Source organism: Deltaproteobacteria bacterium HGW-Deltaproteobacteria-2 (assembly GCA_002840505.1).
In the GTDB taxonomy this organism is placed as follows: Bacteria; Desulfobacterota; Syntrophia; order Syntrophales; family Smithellaceae; genus Smithella.
The window spans coordinates 1-15,831 of record PHBC01000001.1; the positions used below are offsets into that span (position 1 = coordinate 1).

Annotated in this window: 14 protein-coding genes; 9 read left to right on the forward strand and 5 right to left on the reverse strand. The window is 42.6% G+C overall.

Annotation, left to right across the window (positions count from 1 at the left end; genetic code table 11):
* The 3 genes from CVU62_00005 to CVU62_00015 all read left to right on the forward strand — a co-directional run.
* Positions 1 to 170: hypothetical protein (locus tag CVU62_00005; protein ID PKN38621.1), on the forward strand; the 170-nt coding region annotated here is incomplete at its 5' end.
* A gap of 383 nt (positions 171 to 553) precedes the next feature.
* Positions 554 to 883: a hypothetical protein gene (locus CVU62_00010; GenBank protein ID PKN38622.1), complete on the forward strand. Its 330-nt coding sequence runs from the start codon at positions 554 to 556 to the stop codon at positions 881 to 883.
* Positions 884 to 1,429: 546 nt separating this feature from the next.
* Positions 1,430 to 2,683 (forward strand): acetyl-CoA C-acyltransferase, encoded by a 1,254-nt coding sequence (locus tag CVU62_00015; protein ID PKN38623.1) that lies wholly within the window; start codon positions 1,430 to 1,432, stop codon positions 2,681 to 2,683.
* Positions 2,684 to 2,764: 81 nt separating this feature from the next.
* On the opposite strand, the gene CVU62_00020 is transcribed toward CVU62_00015, so the two are convergent.
* The gene (locus CVU62_00020) at positions 2,765 to 3,616 is read right to left on the reverse strand and encodes a monofunctional biosynthetic peptidoglycan transglycosylase (protein ID PKN38624.1); all 852 of its coding nucleotides are present in this window, start codon (positions 3,614 to 3,616) and stop codon (positions 2,765 to 2,767) included.
* Positions 3,617 to 4,016: 400 nt separating this feature from the next.
* On the opposite strand from CVU62_00020, the gene CVU62_00025 reads away from it, so the two are divergent.
* From CVU62_00025 to CVU62_00050, 6 genes are all read left to right on the forward strand, one after another.
* Complete coding sequence (locus CVU62_00025; protein ID PKN38625.1) at positions 4,017 to 4,970, forward strand: hypothetical protein; 954 nt, start codon at positions 4,017 to 4,019, stop codon at positions 4,968 to 4,970.
* A gap of 184 nt (positions 4,971 to 5,154) precedes the next feature.
* Complete coding sequence (locus CVU62_00030) at positions 5,155 to 7,083, forward strand: aconitate hydratase (protein ID PKN38626.1); 1,929 nt, start codon at positions 5,155 to 5,157, stop codon at positions 7,081 to 7,083.
* A 157-nt stretch (positions 7,084 to 7,240) separates the two neighbouring features.
* Positions 7,241 to 8,461: an isocitrate dehydrogenase (NADP(+)) gene (locus tag CVU62_00035; protein ID PKN38627.1), complete on the forward strand. Its 1,221-nt coding sequence runs from the start codon at positions 7,241 to 7,243 to the stop codon at positions 8,459 to 8,461.
* Positions 8,458 to 9,513: a 23S rRNA (adenine(2503)-C(2))-methyltransferase RlmN gene (rlmN, locus tag CVU62_00040; protein PKN38628.1), complete on the forward strand. Its 1,056-nt coding sequence runs from the start codon at positions 8,458 to 8,460 to the stop codon at positions 9,511 to 9,513. Before CVU62_00035 ends, rlmN begins: the two co-directional genes overlap by 4 nt.
* Before the next feature lie 81 nt (positions 9,514 to 9,594).
* The gene (locus CVU62_00045; GenBank protein PKN38629.1) at positions 9,595 to 10,077 is read left to right on the forward strand and encodes a hypothetical protein; all 483 of its coding nucleotides are present in this window, start codon (positions 9,595 to 9,597) and stop codon (positions 10,075 to 10,077) included.
* Positions 10,078 to 10,297: 220 nt separating this feature from the next.
* Positions 10,298 to 10,861 carry a hypothetical protein gene (locus CVU62_00050; protein ID PKN38630.1) on the forward strand — a complete coding sequence of 188 codons (564 nt, stop codon included), beginning with the start codon at positions 10,298 to 10,300 and terminating at the stop codon, positions 10,859 to 10,861.
* A 2-nt stretch (positions 10,862 to 10,863) separates the two neighbouring features.
* Here CVU62_00050 and CVU62_00055 read toward each other — a convergent pair whose 3' ends face one another.
* From CVU62_00055 to CVU62_00070, 4 genes are all read right to left on the reverse strand, one after another.
* Positions 10,864 to 11,154 carry a hypothetical protein gene (locus CVU62_00055; GenBank protein ID PKN38631.1) on the reverse strand — a complete coding sequence of 97 codons (291 nt, stop codon included), beginning with the start codon at positions 11,152 to 11,154 and terminating at the stop codon, positions 10,864 to 10,866.
* Between the two features lie 83 nt (positions 11,155 to 11,237).
* Positions 11,238 to 11,537 (reverse strand): hypothetical protein, encoded by a 300-nt coding sequence (locus CVU62_00060; protein PKN38632.1) that lies wholly within the window; start codon positions 11,535 to 11,537, stop codon positions 11,238 to 11,240.
* 49 nt (positions 11,538 to 11,586) lie between these two features.
* Positions 11,587 to 14,712, reverse strand: coding sequence for an AcrB/AcrD/AcrF family protein (locus CVU62_00065; GenBank protein ID PKN38633.1), 3,126 nt, complete (start codon positions 14,710 to 14,712; stop codon positions 11,587 to 11,589).
* Positions 14,699 to 15,823, reverse strand: a complete 1,125-nt coding sequence (locus tag CVU62_00070; protein ID PKN38634.1) for a hypothetical protein — start codon at positions 15,821 to 15,823, stop codon at positions 14,699 to 14,701. The genes CVU62_00065 and CVU62_00070 overlap by 14 nt, the downstream gene beginning before the upstream one ends.
* Between the last annotated feature and the right edge of the window lie 8 nt (positions 15,824 to 15,831).

Below are 15,831 nucleotides of genomic sequence, written 5' to 3' on the forward strand. Positions count from 1 at the left end.
TTCAGTTCAACTGCGTGTCCGATGAGACCCTGAGGAGCGCCCAGAGAGAACCTGAAAAGTATCAGGAAGTTATTGTCCGGGTAGCGGGATACAGTGCTCACTTTGTGGACATCAGCCGCAAAACACAGGACAACATTATTCAGCGTACGGTTCAGGGATTGGTAGCTTAAAACTAACTAATGGAGGGGGGAATGCCGCTGGGTTAATTCCCTCCTCCTAACTGAAATGACCTTATTCTCCAGATAATGATTCGAAATTGACGAAAAATATCGATGGCATAGAGATTTATACCAGACCACACAAAGGATATGGCATTGATGAATATAAAGGAGTTACCACTATTTCTGCTACTTCCTTTGATGTTCTTTACGCAATGATATCATATACACCTACACACAACAAATTAATGCATACCTGATATGAGGCTTCTATTATAAAACCGTGGGAGAAAGGACGTCAAATTCATTATTTTAAATTTAAATCACCCTGGCCTTTATGGGACAGAGATCTCATATATGAAATACGAGGATGTATTGATCCAAAATCAGGAAATATGGTTGTCATTTGCAAAGTAATCAAAGAACCGTTAGTTCCCCTCCGGCATAAGTTTATTCGAATTATAGATTCAGAACATATGTGGATTTTCGAAAAACTTAGTTCGGATAAGACACGGGTAAACTATTATAATTATACTGATCCTCATTGCGGATCCATTCCCAACATGATCGTAAATAGCAATATTAAAGATGTTCCTTATTATTCTCTGCTTAATTTGAGGAATTTGGCAAAAGACCAACGATACAAGGAACTCGCTCCCAAATATCACATTGATGAAGACATGAGCATACCCGATCCGTTCTTTCTCAATTCATTATTTCCTTAATTTATCATTTTGTAAATGAGTGCTTATGGAGTTACTTTCTGTCGAATATTAATCCTCAACTTAAAAAGCTGTCCATTATTGAAACTTATCCGGTGTAAGGCACGGAAAGGTGTTTCATATATTTGTTAATACAGATATTTCAGAATCGAGGCAAGTTTGATATCTGTTCTTACGAAAGGCCATAAACAGAGTAGTTATGAAGTTCCTATAGCTGTACGTCCTAGCGATCCAGAAAACAAAAAGGTCCAACTTTTAAAGTTGGGCCTTTTTGTGATTCATCATACAATGATACATAAACATTCTTTCATTAAGTCATAAAATCAATCCGGCAAAAAAGTTTTTATACCTTTATAATCGTAGCAACAGAAATCAAATAAATTTTATTGTTTGACATATTTTTTGTAATTGTTTAACAATTCACACCGCCGTTCGCCGCGACGGATAAAAAAATTTAAAGCCTGATAAAAGAAATTACTTCTGCAAAGTCTGTCTGAACAATCCAGCTTTAAAAGAAGAAAATAATTATACGTATAAGGAGTTTACAAAATGAAGGATGTAGTTATTGTTTCAGCGTGTAGGACGGCTATAGGAACATTCGGGGGCACATTAAAGGACATGATTGGAGCGCGCATTGCGGCTGTAGCCATGAAGGAGGCTGTTAAGCGTGCCGGAATAGATCCGGTCATCATTGATGATGTCAGATTTGGCTGTTGTCTTGAATCCTGCAATACACTTAATACCACTCGCGTAGCGGCTCTTTTGGCCGGTATTCCGGAAAGCGTGACAGCTGTTACGCTGAATCGTGTATGTATTTCCGGCATGGAAGCCGTGCTCAGTGGCGCCGCCATGATCAAAGCCGGTATGGCCGATGTTATTCTGGCGGGAGGCGTTGAGCATATGTCCGGTACACCCTATGTCAGTTTCGATGCTCGTTGGGGTTGCCGCCTTCAGGACACTGTTTTTGTCGATTCCATGATTCGCGCGCTGCACTGCGGCTCATATGTCATGCCGCTGGGTGATGACGGTCCCGTCAAATCAGGCCAGCCTTTCGAGAGTTTAAAGGGAAAACCATATATCATGGGCCATACCACGGAACTTATCGCCCAGCTTTTGAACATCAGCCGCGAGGAAATGGATGAGGTCGCCCTGCGCAGCCATAACAACGTCGAGCGCGCCACCAAAAACGGCGATTTTAAAGACGAGATCGTGCCGATTGAAATTCCCCAGAAAAAAGGCAAACCGCCTATAGTCTTCGATAAGGATGAGCATTTCCGTCCCGGATTGACGATGGAACAATTAAAGGCGTTACCATCGGCATTTATCCCTAAGGTCGGCAAAGTTACGGCCGGCAACTCCTCGGGTCTCAACGACGGCGCTTCAGCCATGATCATTATGTCTGCTGAAAAAGCGAAGGAATTGGGATTGAAACCAATCGCCAGAATACGATCCTCCGGACGCGGCGGCTGCCATCCTTCCGTGATGGGCTTAAGCCCGGTTCCAGCCGTAAAAAATCTGCTCAAAAGCGACCCGCAGCTTAGTCTGGATGCCTTTGAGCTGTTGGAAGTCAACGAAGCATTTGCCGGTCAGTATCTCGGTTGTGAAAAAGAGCTTGGTTTAAAACGTGAGATTACCAATATTAACGGATCGGGCATCGGACTGGGACATCCGGTGGGTTCTACTGGCTGCCGAATCATGGTTACACTCATTCATGCCATGCAAAAACACGGCAAAACGCTGGGAATGGCGACCCTCTGCGGCGGCGGCGGCGTTTCCATGGCCACGGCTATAGAAATGTTATAATAACAAGTTGCTTTCAAAAATTCATATTTTAATTTTTGAAAGCTTACTTGGTATTATGCCCGGTTGGTATAAATTACCCGTTCAAGGGTTTGATTTGTTTTCCGTATCAGGAAGAGCAGGACTTAAGTTCTGTTCTTCCTGAACGGTTTCTTTTTCCTGTTGTGGTTGTTCCTGTCCGTTGACGTTCTGATTATCTTCATCCTTTTCAGAAATTACGTCATCATATTCAGGTATAACAATGCCCCTGCGTACCATTATTTGATAAATTCTTTCCGACTGGTTCCCCACGTATCTTGACGTACCGTCAGTTCGATATCTGCGGGGATTGGGTATAACAGCAGCCAGCACCGCCGCTTCACGGGCGGTTAAGCCGGCAGCGCTTTTTCCATAATGTTTCCGAGCCGCCGCTTCAATGCCGTAAATCCCATCACCCCATTCGGCAACGTTCAAGTAAAGTTCCATAATTCTTCTTTTGCTTAAATTCCTTTCCAATCGCCAGGTTAGTATTGCCTCTTTGAGTTTTCTAATCGGGTTCTTCGATGGTGAAAGATACAAATTTTTTGCCAGTTGCTGAGAAATCGTACTGCCGCCGGCCTTGAATTTCTTCTTTTTAATATCTTTTTCCAGAGCTTTTTGCATGGCCTCGAAATCAAATCCTTCATGAGACCAGAACTTATCATCTTCGGCAATAATTACGGCCTTCATAACATAAGGCGACACTCGGGATAGAGGCACCCAAATATTGGTAATTTTTCTTTTTACTCCCTTTTCCTGCCAGACTTTCTCCCTGTATTTCATAAAAGCAGTTTTTTGAGGGCAACTTTTTTTTAATGAAGTCACATTAGGATAGACAAAATAGCGCCCGACATCAAAAACAAAATAAGTTAAGATCAAGACTAAGATTATTGAAATAATTCTCCAATTAAATCGCATAACAGTCCTTTTAAAATATTTTATTGCCTTAAGCCGCCTTCAGGCAAACGACTAACCAAGCCCGAAGATCATTTAAGGCAGGCATTGCAATAGCTTAAAATCCATATAAAATCCAATAATAATTTTCATATCCGAAGCAGACCATTTTCTATAAAAAATCAATCAAAATATATATTTAAAACATAATATAAGCCATAAATTGCAAAATAAGTTTGACAGGCAGGTATTTTTTTAGTAGGTTAACCGCAAATTGTGTAGTTGGTTGTACATTGCTGTAATAAATGTACAGTTGGTGTATAAGTTAAAAAAGATTATTTTTCGGTTACAAATATGAATTTAAATCGAAATATATACACCGTTAATAGGATAATACCCCCCATAACAAAGGAGGCATTTCATTATGAAACGGAAAATTCTCGCGTTTTCAGGACTATTTGTCCTAATTTTGTTCCTTAGTTTCAGTTCAAACGTTTTTGCAACACAGTATAAGGTAAAAAATGGAGACACCCTTTACAGTATTTCCAAAAAATTTGGCGTCAGCGTCAACCAGATAAAAGAAACGAACAATCTTCGAAAATCTGGAATCAAAAAAAATCAAGTTTTAAGTATTTCTACAAAAAAATCTTCAAAACGAATTGTAAAATCAAAGTCCAAGTCGGTTTATTATACTGTCCGGAAAGGCGACACTTTATTCCGAATCGCCCAAAAAACGCACCAGCCCATGAAAAAAATAATGGCCCTCAATCATGTCAACAGCAAGAGTCTGCGTGTCGGGCAGAAACTTGCTCTTGCAAAACCGTCCTACGAACCGGAAGAATCAATTGTCACCCAGGAAAATGAAGATATAGAAGAAAGTGAAGATTCGCCGGATATTGAAAGCGAAGACGCCGATCAAGATGTCATTAACATTGGTCAGCAAAATGAACAAACAAGGAAAGAAGAACTTCTGGGAAAATGGAATAGTCCCGATGAAGTGCAATTGTTTGTTAAAGTGGCAACCGGTTTCATAGGAGCGCCTTACAGATTTGGCGGCTCTTCCCTGAAAGGAATTGACTGCTCTTCTTTTGTCCAAAAGATTTACCGCATTTTCGATGTAACATTGCCCCGTAATGCGGCTCAGCAATCCAAAGTCGGCATCAATATAACCCGCGAAAATCTTACAGAAGGAGATCTTGTTTTTTTCCATACAAATAGATCGCTGGGACATGTGGGAATTTATATCGGCAACAATGAATTTGTCCACGCGTCCTCTAAAAGCAAAGTTGTCCGGATTGACAGCCTGGACGCTCCTTATTATCAAAAAAGATTTCAGCGCGCAGTGCGGGTAAAAGGACTGGACGGCAATGGCGCTTAAAAGCAATCCGCCATTACATTAAAGCATAAGTATGAACCAATAACGGGCTTTAGGAAATAATTCCTTCAGCCCGTTATTTTTATTATTTTTTCTTTTTGCCAGTTGATTATCTGTCGCGTTTATTATATAAGTTCGCGACTGTAAATGCTTTATCACCTAAATTCTTCTTTTTAAGGAATAGAAAATGGGAAAAAATTTAGTTGAAAAAATTATTTCGCAGCATCTAATCTCCGGCGTTATGACGCCCGGTGAAGAAATCGGCATTCGCATTGACCAGACCCTTACTCAGGACGCTACAGGTACTATGGCCTATCTGCAATTTGAAGCAATGAATGTGCCCAAAGTCAAAACCGAGCTGTCCGTAAGTTACATTGATCACAATACGATACAGATAGGTTTTGAAAACGCCGATGATCATCTCTATCTGCAAAGCGTAGCTCAAAAATACGGCATTGTTTTCTCCCGTGCGGGAAACGGCATTTGCCATCAGGTTCATTTGGAAAGATTCGGCAAGCCTGGAAAAACATTAATCGGTTCGGACAGTCATACACCGACCTGCGGAGCACTGTCTATGCTATCCATAGGCGCAGGAGGACTTGATGTCGCGATGGCTATGGCCGGCAGTCCGTTTTACTTTATTTGCCCTAAAGTTATTAAAATTAATCTTAACGGTAAACTTAAGCCATGGGTTTCCACCAAAGATGTTATTCTCAAAGTACTGGAAATATTTACAACAAAGGGAAATGTTAACACGGTATTTGAATACGGCGGAAGGGGGGTCGCATCTCTGACGGTTCCCGAACGAGCTACAATCACCAATATGGGGGCGGAATGCGGAGTAACAACTTCCATCTTCCCCAGTGATAAGATGACCCGCCTTTTTTTGCGCTCGCAGCAAAGAGAACGTGATTTTACACAACTAGAGGCCGACAAAAACGCAAAATATGAAAAAGTTATTAATATTGACTTGTCTAAAATCGAACCATTAACGGCCAAACCTCACAGCCCGGACAATATCAGTACAGTAAGGAAAATGAAAAAGATTGCCGTAAATCAGGTTTGTATGGGCAGCTGCACCAATTCTTCATACAAAGACTTGGTTACCGTAGCGAAAATTTTAAAGGGCAAAACTGCGCATCCTGATGTAAGTTTTATTTTAGCGCCGGGTTCCAGACAGGTGCTGGAAGAGCTCGCTAATAAAGGATATCTTTCCGAATTGATTGCCTCAGGAGCACGCATTATGGAGAACGCCTGTGGCTTCTGTATCGGAAACAGCCAGAGCCCTCCGTCAGCCTCCGTATCTCTGCGTACATCCAACCGTAATTTTCTGGGACGCTCCGGAACCATGGACGCCGATGTTTATCTGGTGAGTCCGGAAACAGCTGCCGCCGCGGTAATTACAGGATGTTTCACTGATCCACGTGACTTGAAAATACGCTATCCAAAAGTCGTCATGCCGAAAAAATTCTCCATCGATGATTCGATGATAATATGGCCGGACAAAAAAAAATCTGCCGATGTCTACCGCGGTCCCAATATAGGTGTTTTACCCCGCTGTCCGGAGCTTTCCGATACTATTCACGGCCAGGTAACAATAAAGGTTGGCGATAAAATTACGACAGACCATATTATACCTGCCGGCGCACGCATGAAATACCGTTCGAACATTCCCAAATATTCTGAGTTCGTTTTTGAAAACGTTGACACAACTTTCGCCAAACGCGCCATGTCATTAAGGCAAGACGGGAAACAAAGCATAATAGTGGCTGGTTTTTCCTATGGACAGGGTTCTTCGCGAGAACATGCTGCTTTGTGCCCCATGTATCTGGGTGTACGCGCGGTTATCGCCAAATCATTTGAAAGAATTCATGCCGCGAACCTGATTAACTTTGGCATATTGCCTCTGACTTTTTGCTCTGAAAACGACTATGATAAAATAGATAAGGAAGACGAGCTGGAAATTTCCGAGACAAAAAGAACCATTGCGGGAGACGGTAAGTTTCTGATGCGCAACAAAACAAAAGGCATTGCATTTTATGTAACTTGCGAACTGTCCGCACGTCAGAAGCAAGTAATTCTTGCAGGCGGAGCACTAAATATAAGTAATAAATAAGGGTATAATCCCTTCAGGCAACCAAAGGGTAATCCCCATAGCCTTTGATGCGGAATATTTTCCAATTCAGATATATCGGGATTGGAAAATTAGACCATCAAACTTCAGGGCATTTTGTTTCTGAAGCATTGAACTTAATATGGAGCAGTAATTTTTTATGGCAAAAAAAATAAAAGTTAAGACTACCATCGTCGAAATGGACGGTGATGAAATGACACGAGTAATGTGGCAAATGGTTAAGGACAAACTTCTTTTTCCATATCTCGATATGAATATTGATTATTATGATTTGCACGTAAAACATCGTGATGACACTGACGATCAGGTTACTGTAGACGCGGCGCGTGCGATTATGAAATACGGTGTCGGCATCAAATGCGCCACTATCACACCCAATGAAGACCGCGTCAAAGAATACAAATTAAAAAAAGCATGGAAAAGCCCCAACGGCACCATCCGCGCCATGCTCGACGGTACCGTTTTCAGAAAACCGATTTTGGTCAACAATATTAAGCCGAATGTTTCCTCGTGGAAAAAGCCGATAATCATCGGCCGTCACGCCTACGGTGATGTTTATAACAATTTTGAGATGCCGATTCCGGGTGCGGGAAAACTGGAAATTGTCTTTACTCCCAAAGACGGCGGCAAGGCACAAAAATTTTTAGTTAACGATTTCCCCGCGGCAGGAATAATCCAGATTAATCACAATCTTGATAAATCAATACTGAATTTTGCCAAGGCGTGTTTTACTTACGCCCTGAGTGAAAAAATAGATCTGTGGTTTTCAACCAAAGACACTATTTCCAAAGTATATGATGCCGGATTCCGTGAAATATTCAACCGCGAATTTGAAACTAACTGGAAGGGAAAGTTCGATGAAGCGGGCATCGAATATTTCTTCACCCTGATTGACGATGCCGTGGCACGTGTTATGAAAGGCGAAGGCGGCATCCTCTGGGCATTGAAAAACTACGACGGAGATGTCCTGTCGGATATGGTTGCTTCCGCCTGCGGCTCACTGGCCATGATGACATCGGTTCTTGTCTCTCCCAATGGCTGGTTCGAATACGAGGCCGCGCACGGCACTGTGCAAAAGCATTATTACAAGCACTTAAAGGGTGAGGAAACTTCGAGTAATTCCATGGCACTTATTTTCGCCTGGTCCGGCGGCCTGCGTAAAAGGGGAGAAATAGATGGCACGCCGGAAGTAATAAAATTTGCCGACAAACTCGAAGAAGCAGCCCTTGCCACAGTGGAAGGCGGCATAATGACCGGTGATCTGCTCGCGCTCGCCGAAAATAAACCTTCTAACAAAAAAGTTAACACAGAAGATTTTATTAACGCTATCGCCGCAACGCTGCAAAAAAAGCTTAAATGATTAGCCGCTCTGAAAATCTGCTTCCTAATTTGCTGGATTTCACTCTGGAGGAGATGGAGGAATTTATTTCCTCTTTAGGTAAGGAAAAATTCCGAGCCCGGCAGATAAGGAAATGTCTTTACCAATCCGGCAATGTTTCTTTTGAGGATATGACCACCCTCTCCCGCGATTTTCGCACCAGACTCTCCGGCATCGCGCGCGTCAGCCGCCCGCAAATCGTCAAGGTTCAGGAATCTAAAGACTCAACAAAAAAAGCTCTTTTACGTTTAGAAGACGGACTTTTTATCGAAAGCGTTTTAATTCCCGGGAAAAATAACTGGACTCTTTGCGTATCCACTCAGGCCGGCTGTGCCATGGATTGCAAATTTTGCCTGACAGCGCGTCAGGGTCTTAAAAGAAATTTAAACCCTTCGGAAATTGTAGGCCAACTTCTGACATTGAGACACGAACTGCCCCAATGCCCTGACATAAAAAATATTGTGATGATGGGCATGGGCGAACCGCTGGCTAATTATGAAAATGTTGTCAAAGCGATAAAAAATATCACCTGTGATTTCGGCATGGGATTTTCCAACCGTAAAGTAACCATATCTACCTGCGGGCTTGCCCCGCAAATTATCAGGCTGGGAAAGGATATTTGCATCAATCTCGCCGTTTCGCTCAACGCTCATGATAACGAAACCAGAAGCAAGCTAATGCCTGTTAATAAAAAGTACCCTTTGGAAGTACTGCTGGATGCCTGTAAAAAATACCCCATGCCCGGCCGGAGACTTCTGACCTTTGAATATATTTTAATTGACGGTATTAATTCCTCTGTGCGAGATGCAAAAAAACTGGCGGCCTTGTTGAAAGGCCAACGCTGCAAGTTGAATCTGATTGTTTTTAATGAATATCCCGGAACTCCATTCAAGTCACCTTCACAAAAAACTGTAGAAGTGTTTCAGCAAACATTGATTGATAATCACTATACAACCATGCTCCGCGCAAGCAAAGGGAGTGATATTCTGGCCGCCTGCGGACAATTGAGCGGATCAGTAGCATCTAAACAGTAAATTATATTATCAATGAAAGCTAAACAATGGACGTTGTGATAATATTGTATTAAATTTTTCCTTATTAGAAGGAGGTCAGTGATGAAGAATTACATTAAAATACCTGTAACTATATTTAGCGCACTTATTCTTGTCGGTTGCAGCATGTCATACAAAATCATTAAGGAAGAATCCGTAAAAAACATACCTGATAAGAGCTATGAGACAATCATAAGATTGAATACTCCGGACAGTGAACCGCTGGAACCGCAAGCAGGATACGTCTACATTGAACCGGGAGGGAAGATAAAAACCGACTTCCCACGTGAGGAAGTTATAAAAAATATCGACATGTTGAATAAATATGAGCGATATAATAAAAACTACATGGGCAAATTTGTCATAAAAGACAGTAAGGGTAAAGTGCGCGGCTACTATGAAATGCTTCATGAATATGGAACAATCATCTGGGAAAGCGGTGATGATATCTTATTGCAAATTATAATTCCCTATAACATGACGAACAGCATCGGCAACGGACGTGACAATGGTGGGAAATCTGGTGGACACCACGGTGGCCGATGAATTTATTGTGAGACTCAAATTTCAAAAACGAAGTGTATTGAAATTTGTTAGTCGAACAATCCCGCCTATAGGCGGAGGGTATAATACCCCGCCCCTTGGGTCGGAATTAGGGTCCAGGGCTTGCACTGGGGTTTATACCCGTGATTCATTCAAAACTGATATTAATTATTCTCAATTCTTTGACTACACTTTTAAAATTACGATAGAGGAGGATTTTGTCATGAAGAAAATAGCCGGTTCAAGAAAAATCCTTGTTCTGACGGTAATAATACTTTTATGGGGAGTGACATTGTTCTTTATGGAAGGCTGCGCAAGAATACCGTTGAGTTATTTGCCAGGCTCTGTCAGCAAATTTTCAGGAAGCGTATCAATATCTAACTTCAAATATGTCCCCGCAGAAGCAGGTAAAGTAAAACCATATCAGATACGCAATACATCATTAGGCAGTCTCAAGTTCGACAAGAATATCGATACATTTTTCAGGGATGCGGTTTTTGCGGAGTTACACTCTACCGGTATCAAACTCGATAATAATAATCTAATGCTTGGTGGTGAAATTGAAGATTTTCTAATTGACGAGCTGAGTGCCAGTGTGGATTGGACATTGATAGTTAATTACTCGGTAAAAAATCTGCAAACCGGTGATACTTTATATAAATTAACAAAAATCACAAAACGCAATGCATCCAAACTTGTAAATATCTCCAGCGCAGTAAATGAAATGATCAAATTGAATATAGAAGAACTTCTTCAAGATGAGGAATTCATCAGAATAATTTACTAAGATTATCCCGTAAACAGAAAAACAGCCGTAGCCGCGACATTCTCATCCTCCAGCGGACAATTGAGCGGCGCCTGCGACAGAAAATAATCAACGATCATGAATTTCTCTTTTTTATCCGCTGTGCTTTTTTGATGGGAACGGGTTATCTTTCTTTGACTTTCTAGGCGGATTATATTTTTTCTCGCGCAGAAGTCGCGAGATATCTTTTTGTCGTCGGGTTGTTCTTTGTCCAGCCATGAATACCATTTTCTTTCTTCGGCTAACTTTGTTGGCTTCGTCGTCGGTTTCCTCAACGTATGTATAAATACGTCTCGTCACCTCCTCCTTGCCGCCGCGTTATCCTTTGAAAGAAGAACGGTATGCGCTCTTTTTTACTCTACACACATTCCTCTTCCAGTGGAAAAGTAAACGCCCTCAAGCCGGCGCGTGGATTCTCAACTTTCAATTTTCTTACCAGTTCACAAAGCGGCTTAATCTTTTCATCGCTCACAGCTAACAATAAGGCGTTATTATTACCAGGCCAATAATGAGTACCCAGTTTCGGTTCAGTTTCTTCACCTTCGCCCATTAATCCGCACATTTTAGTGTAGGCCTTGAATCCTGATTCTTTGAAAGCATTAATGATAGCATCATCGGCGGCTTCGGCGTAAATAACATAAAACATTTTCATAATCATGACCTCTCTCTATTAGAAAATATTTTTTAACATTTCCTGCAAGATAAAATCAGCCAACTTTTTTCTCTTTTTTCGAACGTCTTCTCTTAAAATATTCCTGCCAGTCATCAAATACATCATAAGCAGCCGGCACCACAACCAATGTAAGAATCAGAGAAGTCAACAAACCACCGATAACCGCTATGCCCATCGGAGCACGAGTTTCCGCGCCTTCACCTACGGCGAAAGCTATCGGGAGCATTCCGAAAATCATGGCAAAAGTTGTCATAAGAATAGGACGCATTCTCACCGGCCCCGCCTGCAAAATTGCCTCGCGGCGTGACATGCCCCGCGCCCGCAAAACATTTGTATAATCAACGAGCAGTATGGCGTTTTTCTTAACCAGACCCATCAGAAGGATCAAGCCGATAATACTGAATATATTCAGTGTCTTACCGGTAATGAAAAGCGCGCCGAAAGCGCCGATAAAAGAAAGGGGCATGGATAATAAAATTGTTACGGGATGAATAAAGCTTTCAAACTGCGCGGCCAGAATCATATAGGCCATGACAATACCAAGCAGCAAAGCAAAAAGCAGATAGACAAAAGATTCCTGCATGACCTGGCCCATACCCTGATATCTGGGCAGATAATCCGAGGGCAGAATGCGTCCGGCAATTTCATCAAGTTCATTCCTAGCCTCTCCTAAAGGTTTGCCTTCCAGGCTGGCAAAAATAGTAATGGCCCTCTGACGGTCAACACGGTTGATGACACTGGGGGCTGTTCCTTCCTTGACCTGGACGACACTGGCCATTTCGACAAGTTTACCGTCGCGGGCACGTACAAAAATTCTCTGCATGGCATCACTGCTTTCCCTGTCCTCGGGATTGAGTCTGACCCTGATGTCATAACGTTTGCCTTTCTTTTCATCTTTATAACGGGCGATATCCACTTCACCGCCGATCAACAAGTTGATTGCCTCGGCAACGGTTGCCACATCCACACCCAGATTCGCTGCCTTTTCACGATCAATATAAACCTTGAATTCCGGTTTGCCCACTTCCAGAGATGTGTCTACATCAACTATTCCCGGTAGTTTGGAAAATTCTGAAATGATTTGTTTGGCATAAGTCTGCAAGGCGAAGAGATCATTCCCGCGAATACTATACTGAATCGGCACCTGCCTGATTCCACCTCCAATCAGCGAGATGTCTTCCGCAGTTCCTTTCAATCCCGGAATCTGCTTCAATTTTAATCGTACAATTTTCTTGATATCTTCCTGACTTTTTTCGCGCTCAGCTTTCGGTTTTAAACCGACAATCATAATTCCTTTGTTGGAGTAACCCTGATATCCCTGAACAAAAAAGACGGATTTGACCTCCGGAATCTCCCGAATCATTTTTTCCGGACTGACGAAATATTTTTCCACCTGCTCAACGGAATAATCAATTGGCGCTTCCAGGCGCACGATAAAATTGCCCTGATCTTCAGGAGGGAGAAATTCTTTGCCTAAACCAAACCGTGCTATTAAAATACTTAAGGCAAAGATTGCCATTGCTCCCACCAGCATTGACTTTCTATATTTGAGCGAAAATTCCAGCACACGGCGATAAAATATTTCCAGTCTTTTATAGTTCTTTTCCAGATAATCTCCCGATTTTTTCCAGAAAGACCATCTGATAATAAAATTACCGCGTTTTCCTGAGTTGGCAGCAGGAGCATTATGCGGTTTGAGAAAAATTGAAGCCATCATCGGCGTCAGAGTAAACGAAACCAGCAACGATACCAAAACGGCAAAGACAATGGTTAACGCAAACTGGAGAAAGAATCTGCCGATTAGTCCTTTCATGAAAGCAACAGGTAAAAATATGGCCACAATAGCTAACGTAGTGGCCATGACAGCCAGGCCGATTTCCGATGTGGCGAATTTGGCCGCCTCTATGGGCGCCATCCCTTCTTCCACGTGCCGGTAAATATTTTCAATGACAATAATCGCATCGTCAATCAGCAAGCCTACCGATAGCGACAAAGCCAGCATCGTCATGTTGTTGAAAGAAAATCCGAAAGCGTTAATCAGCGCGAAGGTGGAAATTATTGAGACGGGTAGAGCCACGGCGCTGATTAAAGTCGTGCGCATGTTTTTCAAAAAAAGAAAAACGGCAAAAACGGCAAAGAGACTGCCCAGAATTAAATGCCCCTGTACCTCGTCGATGGATCGAACGATAAAAGTTGATTGATCCATCGCGATATTGAGTTTCATGCCGGGGGGGAGTGTTTTGTTGATTCTCTCCACTTCTTTTCTAACCCTGGCGGCAACGGCAACTGTATTTGTTCCCGATTGTTTTTGAATTTGGATTCCGATGGCCGGTACGCCGTTGAAACGAGCCAGCGATCTTTTTTCTTCCGTACCGTCTTCCGCCTTGCCGATATCCTTTATCTTTACCGGAGCGCCTTTATAATAACTGATAATCAAATCGTTAAAGTCCGGTATCTGAGCAAACTCACCCTTAATCCGGACGGTATATTCCTTGGTTTGAGTTTCAATACGGCCGCCGGGCAACTCGACATTTTCACGCTTTAGGGCAATGACAACATCGGCGGGAGAAGCTTCATACGCACGCATTTTGGCGGCATCCAGCCAGATGCGCACCTGCCTGAGCCGTAAACCGTTTAAAGTAACGTCACCGACTTCATTGATCCGCTGCAATTGTTCTTTCAGTACTTCATCGGCATAAGTGGAAAGATCGCGCACTGATTTGTCGCCCGAAAGGTTCATAAATAAAATCGGAGTCGAATCGGGATCAACCTTGGCAATTCTGGGTTCCTCGATATCATCGGGCAATTTATTGCGAATCGCGGAAACTTTTTCACGCACATCCTGAACAGCCTGATCTATATTTCGTTCCAGCACAAATTCCACAACCGTGCGGGAAACGCTTTCCGTGCTGGTGGAGGTAATGCTCTTCACACCGTTTATTGTATTGACGGCACCTTCAATCCTGTCGGCTACATCAACATCCATAACATCGGGACTGGCACCCTTGAGCGTGGTGGTAACGGTAACAATGGGAAATTCAACCTTAGGGAAGAGATCGACGCCAATGCTGGGGTAACTGACGATACCCAACACCACCAGGGCCATAATGACCATAGTGGCAAATACCGGTCTTTTTACCGATGTATCAGCGAGCCACATTAACCTTTACTCCTTCCGACAAATTGTTCTGACCGACTACGACAACCTGTTCTTTTTCCTTCAAGCCCTCAGTTATTTCCACATCCTCTCCGTACTTGCCACCTGTTTTGACGGTTCGGGCATGTGCTAAATTTCCTTCAACGACAAAAATGGTGATGTTTGAATTATCGTACATTAACGCCGTCAGAGGAGCGACAACGGCATCGTTCAATGCGCCCGTATAAATTGTAACCCTGGCGAATAATCCTGGTTTCAGCAGATGATTGGCGTTGGAAACAACGGCTTCAACCTGCAGTGTTCTCGTTCTTTCTTCCACATTGGGATAAAGCAACTTAACTTTGCCCTTGAATTTTTTGTCGGGAAACGAATCGACAGTAAAGACAACGTCCTGACCTGTTTTCAAGCTGCCAATATCTTTTTCGCTTATTGTAAAATTCAGCTTCAATAAATCAACTTTAATTAATTGAAATAATGGCGAACCGGTTCGTACAAAATCACCGACAGACACTCTCTTCTCTTTCACCATACCATTCAGAGGCGAGTATATTTTTGTCCGGGAAAGCCTTTCTCTGGACGTATCCAAAAACGCCTTTGCTCTTGATAAATCGGCTTCCGCCAGAGTAACCCTTGTCGATATATCATCAAACTGCTGCTTCGTAAGCAGCTCTTCCTTGAACAAAGCTTCCTTTCTCTGATATTCAGCTTTTACATTAGCCAGATTGGCCTGTGCCTGTTTTAAGGCTGCATCCGCTCTTTTTTCATCCAGCACGTAATCAACTTGATTAATTTCCGCTAAAAGCGTCCCACGGCCAACCGCAGATCCTTCATCCACTTTTATACTTTTGACAATCCCATCGACTTCAGAACTGACTATCACTTCTTCATCAGCTTTCAGTGTGCCGGTCGTTTCGATATAAGGGCGGATTTGTTTCTTTGCCGCGGCTTGAACACGCACATTGATCAAGGTTTCCTTTTCCACCTTTTTTGCTTTTTTACAGGAAACCAAAGGTATAAAGATGAGCATCATTATCAAAAACAACAGCAATAATTTCCCCATTTGATGATCCGCCGTTTTTTTAATAACGAAGCAAGGCAGCTTCTCTGAATTCATTGTATTTA

Excerpts from the sequence above, each read along its gene's own strand:
- CVU62_00060 (PKN38632.1), bottom strand. The coding sequence starts at position 11,537 with ATGATTATGAAAATGTTTTATGTTATTTACGCCGAAGCCGCCGATGAT.
- CVU62_00025 (PKN38625.1), top strand. The coding sequence starts at position 4,017 with ATGAAACGGAAAATTCTCGCGTTTTCAGGACTATTTGTCCTAATTTTG.
- CVU62_00045 (PKN38629.1), top strand. The coding sequence starts at position 9,595 with ATGAAGAATTACATTAAAATACCTGTAACTATATTTAGCGCACTTATT.
- CVU62_00010 (PKN38622.1), top strand. The coding sequence starts at position 554 with ATGGTTGTCATTTGCAAAGTAATCAAAGAACCGTTAGTTCCCCTCCGG.
- rlmN (PKN38628.1), top strand. The coding sequence starts at position 8,458 with ATGATTAGCCGCTCTGAAAATCTGCTTCCTAATTTGCTGGATTTCACT.
- CVU62_00030 (PKN38626.1), top strand. The coding sequence starts at position 5,155 with ATGGGAAAAAATTTAGTTGAAAAAATTATTTCGCAGCATCTAATCTCC.
- CVU62_00020 (PKN38624.1), bottom strand. The coding sequence starts at position 3,616 with ATGCGATTTAATTGGAGAATTATTTCAATAATCTTAGTCTTGATCTTA.
- CVU62_00035 (PKN38627.1), top strand. The coding sequence starts at position 7,241 with ATGGCAAAAAAAATAAAAGTTAAGACTACCATCGTCGAAATGGACGGT.
- CVU62_00070 (PKN38634.1), bottom strand. The coding sequence starts at position 15,823 with ATGAATTCAGAGAAGCTGCCTTGCTTCGTTATTAAAAAAACGGCGGAT.
- CVU62_00065 (PKN38633.1), bottom strand. The coding sequence starts at position 14,712 with ATGTGGCTCGCTGATACATCGGTAAAAAGACCGGTATTTGCCACTATG.
- CVU62_00015 (PKN38623.1), top strand. The coding sequence starts at position 1,430 with ATGAAGGATGTAGTTATTGTTTCAGCGTGTAGGACGGCTATAGGAACA.
- CVU62_00050 (PKN38630.1), top strand. The coding sequence starts at position 10,298 with ATGAAGAAAATAGCCGGTTCAAGAAAAATCCTTGTTCTGACGGTAATA.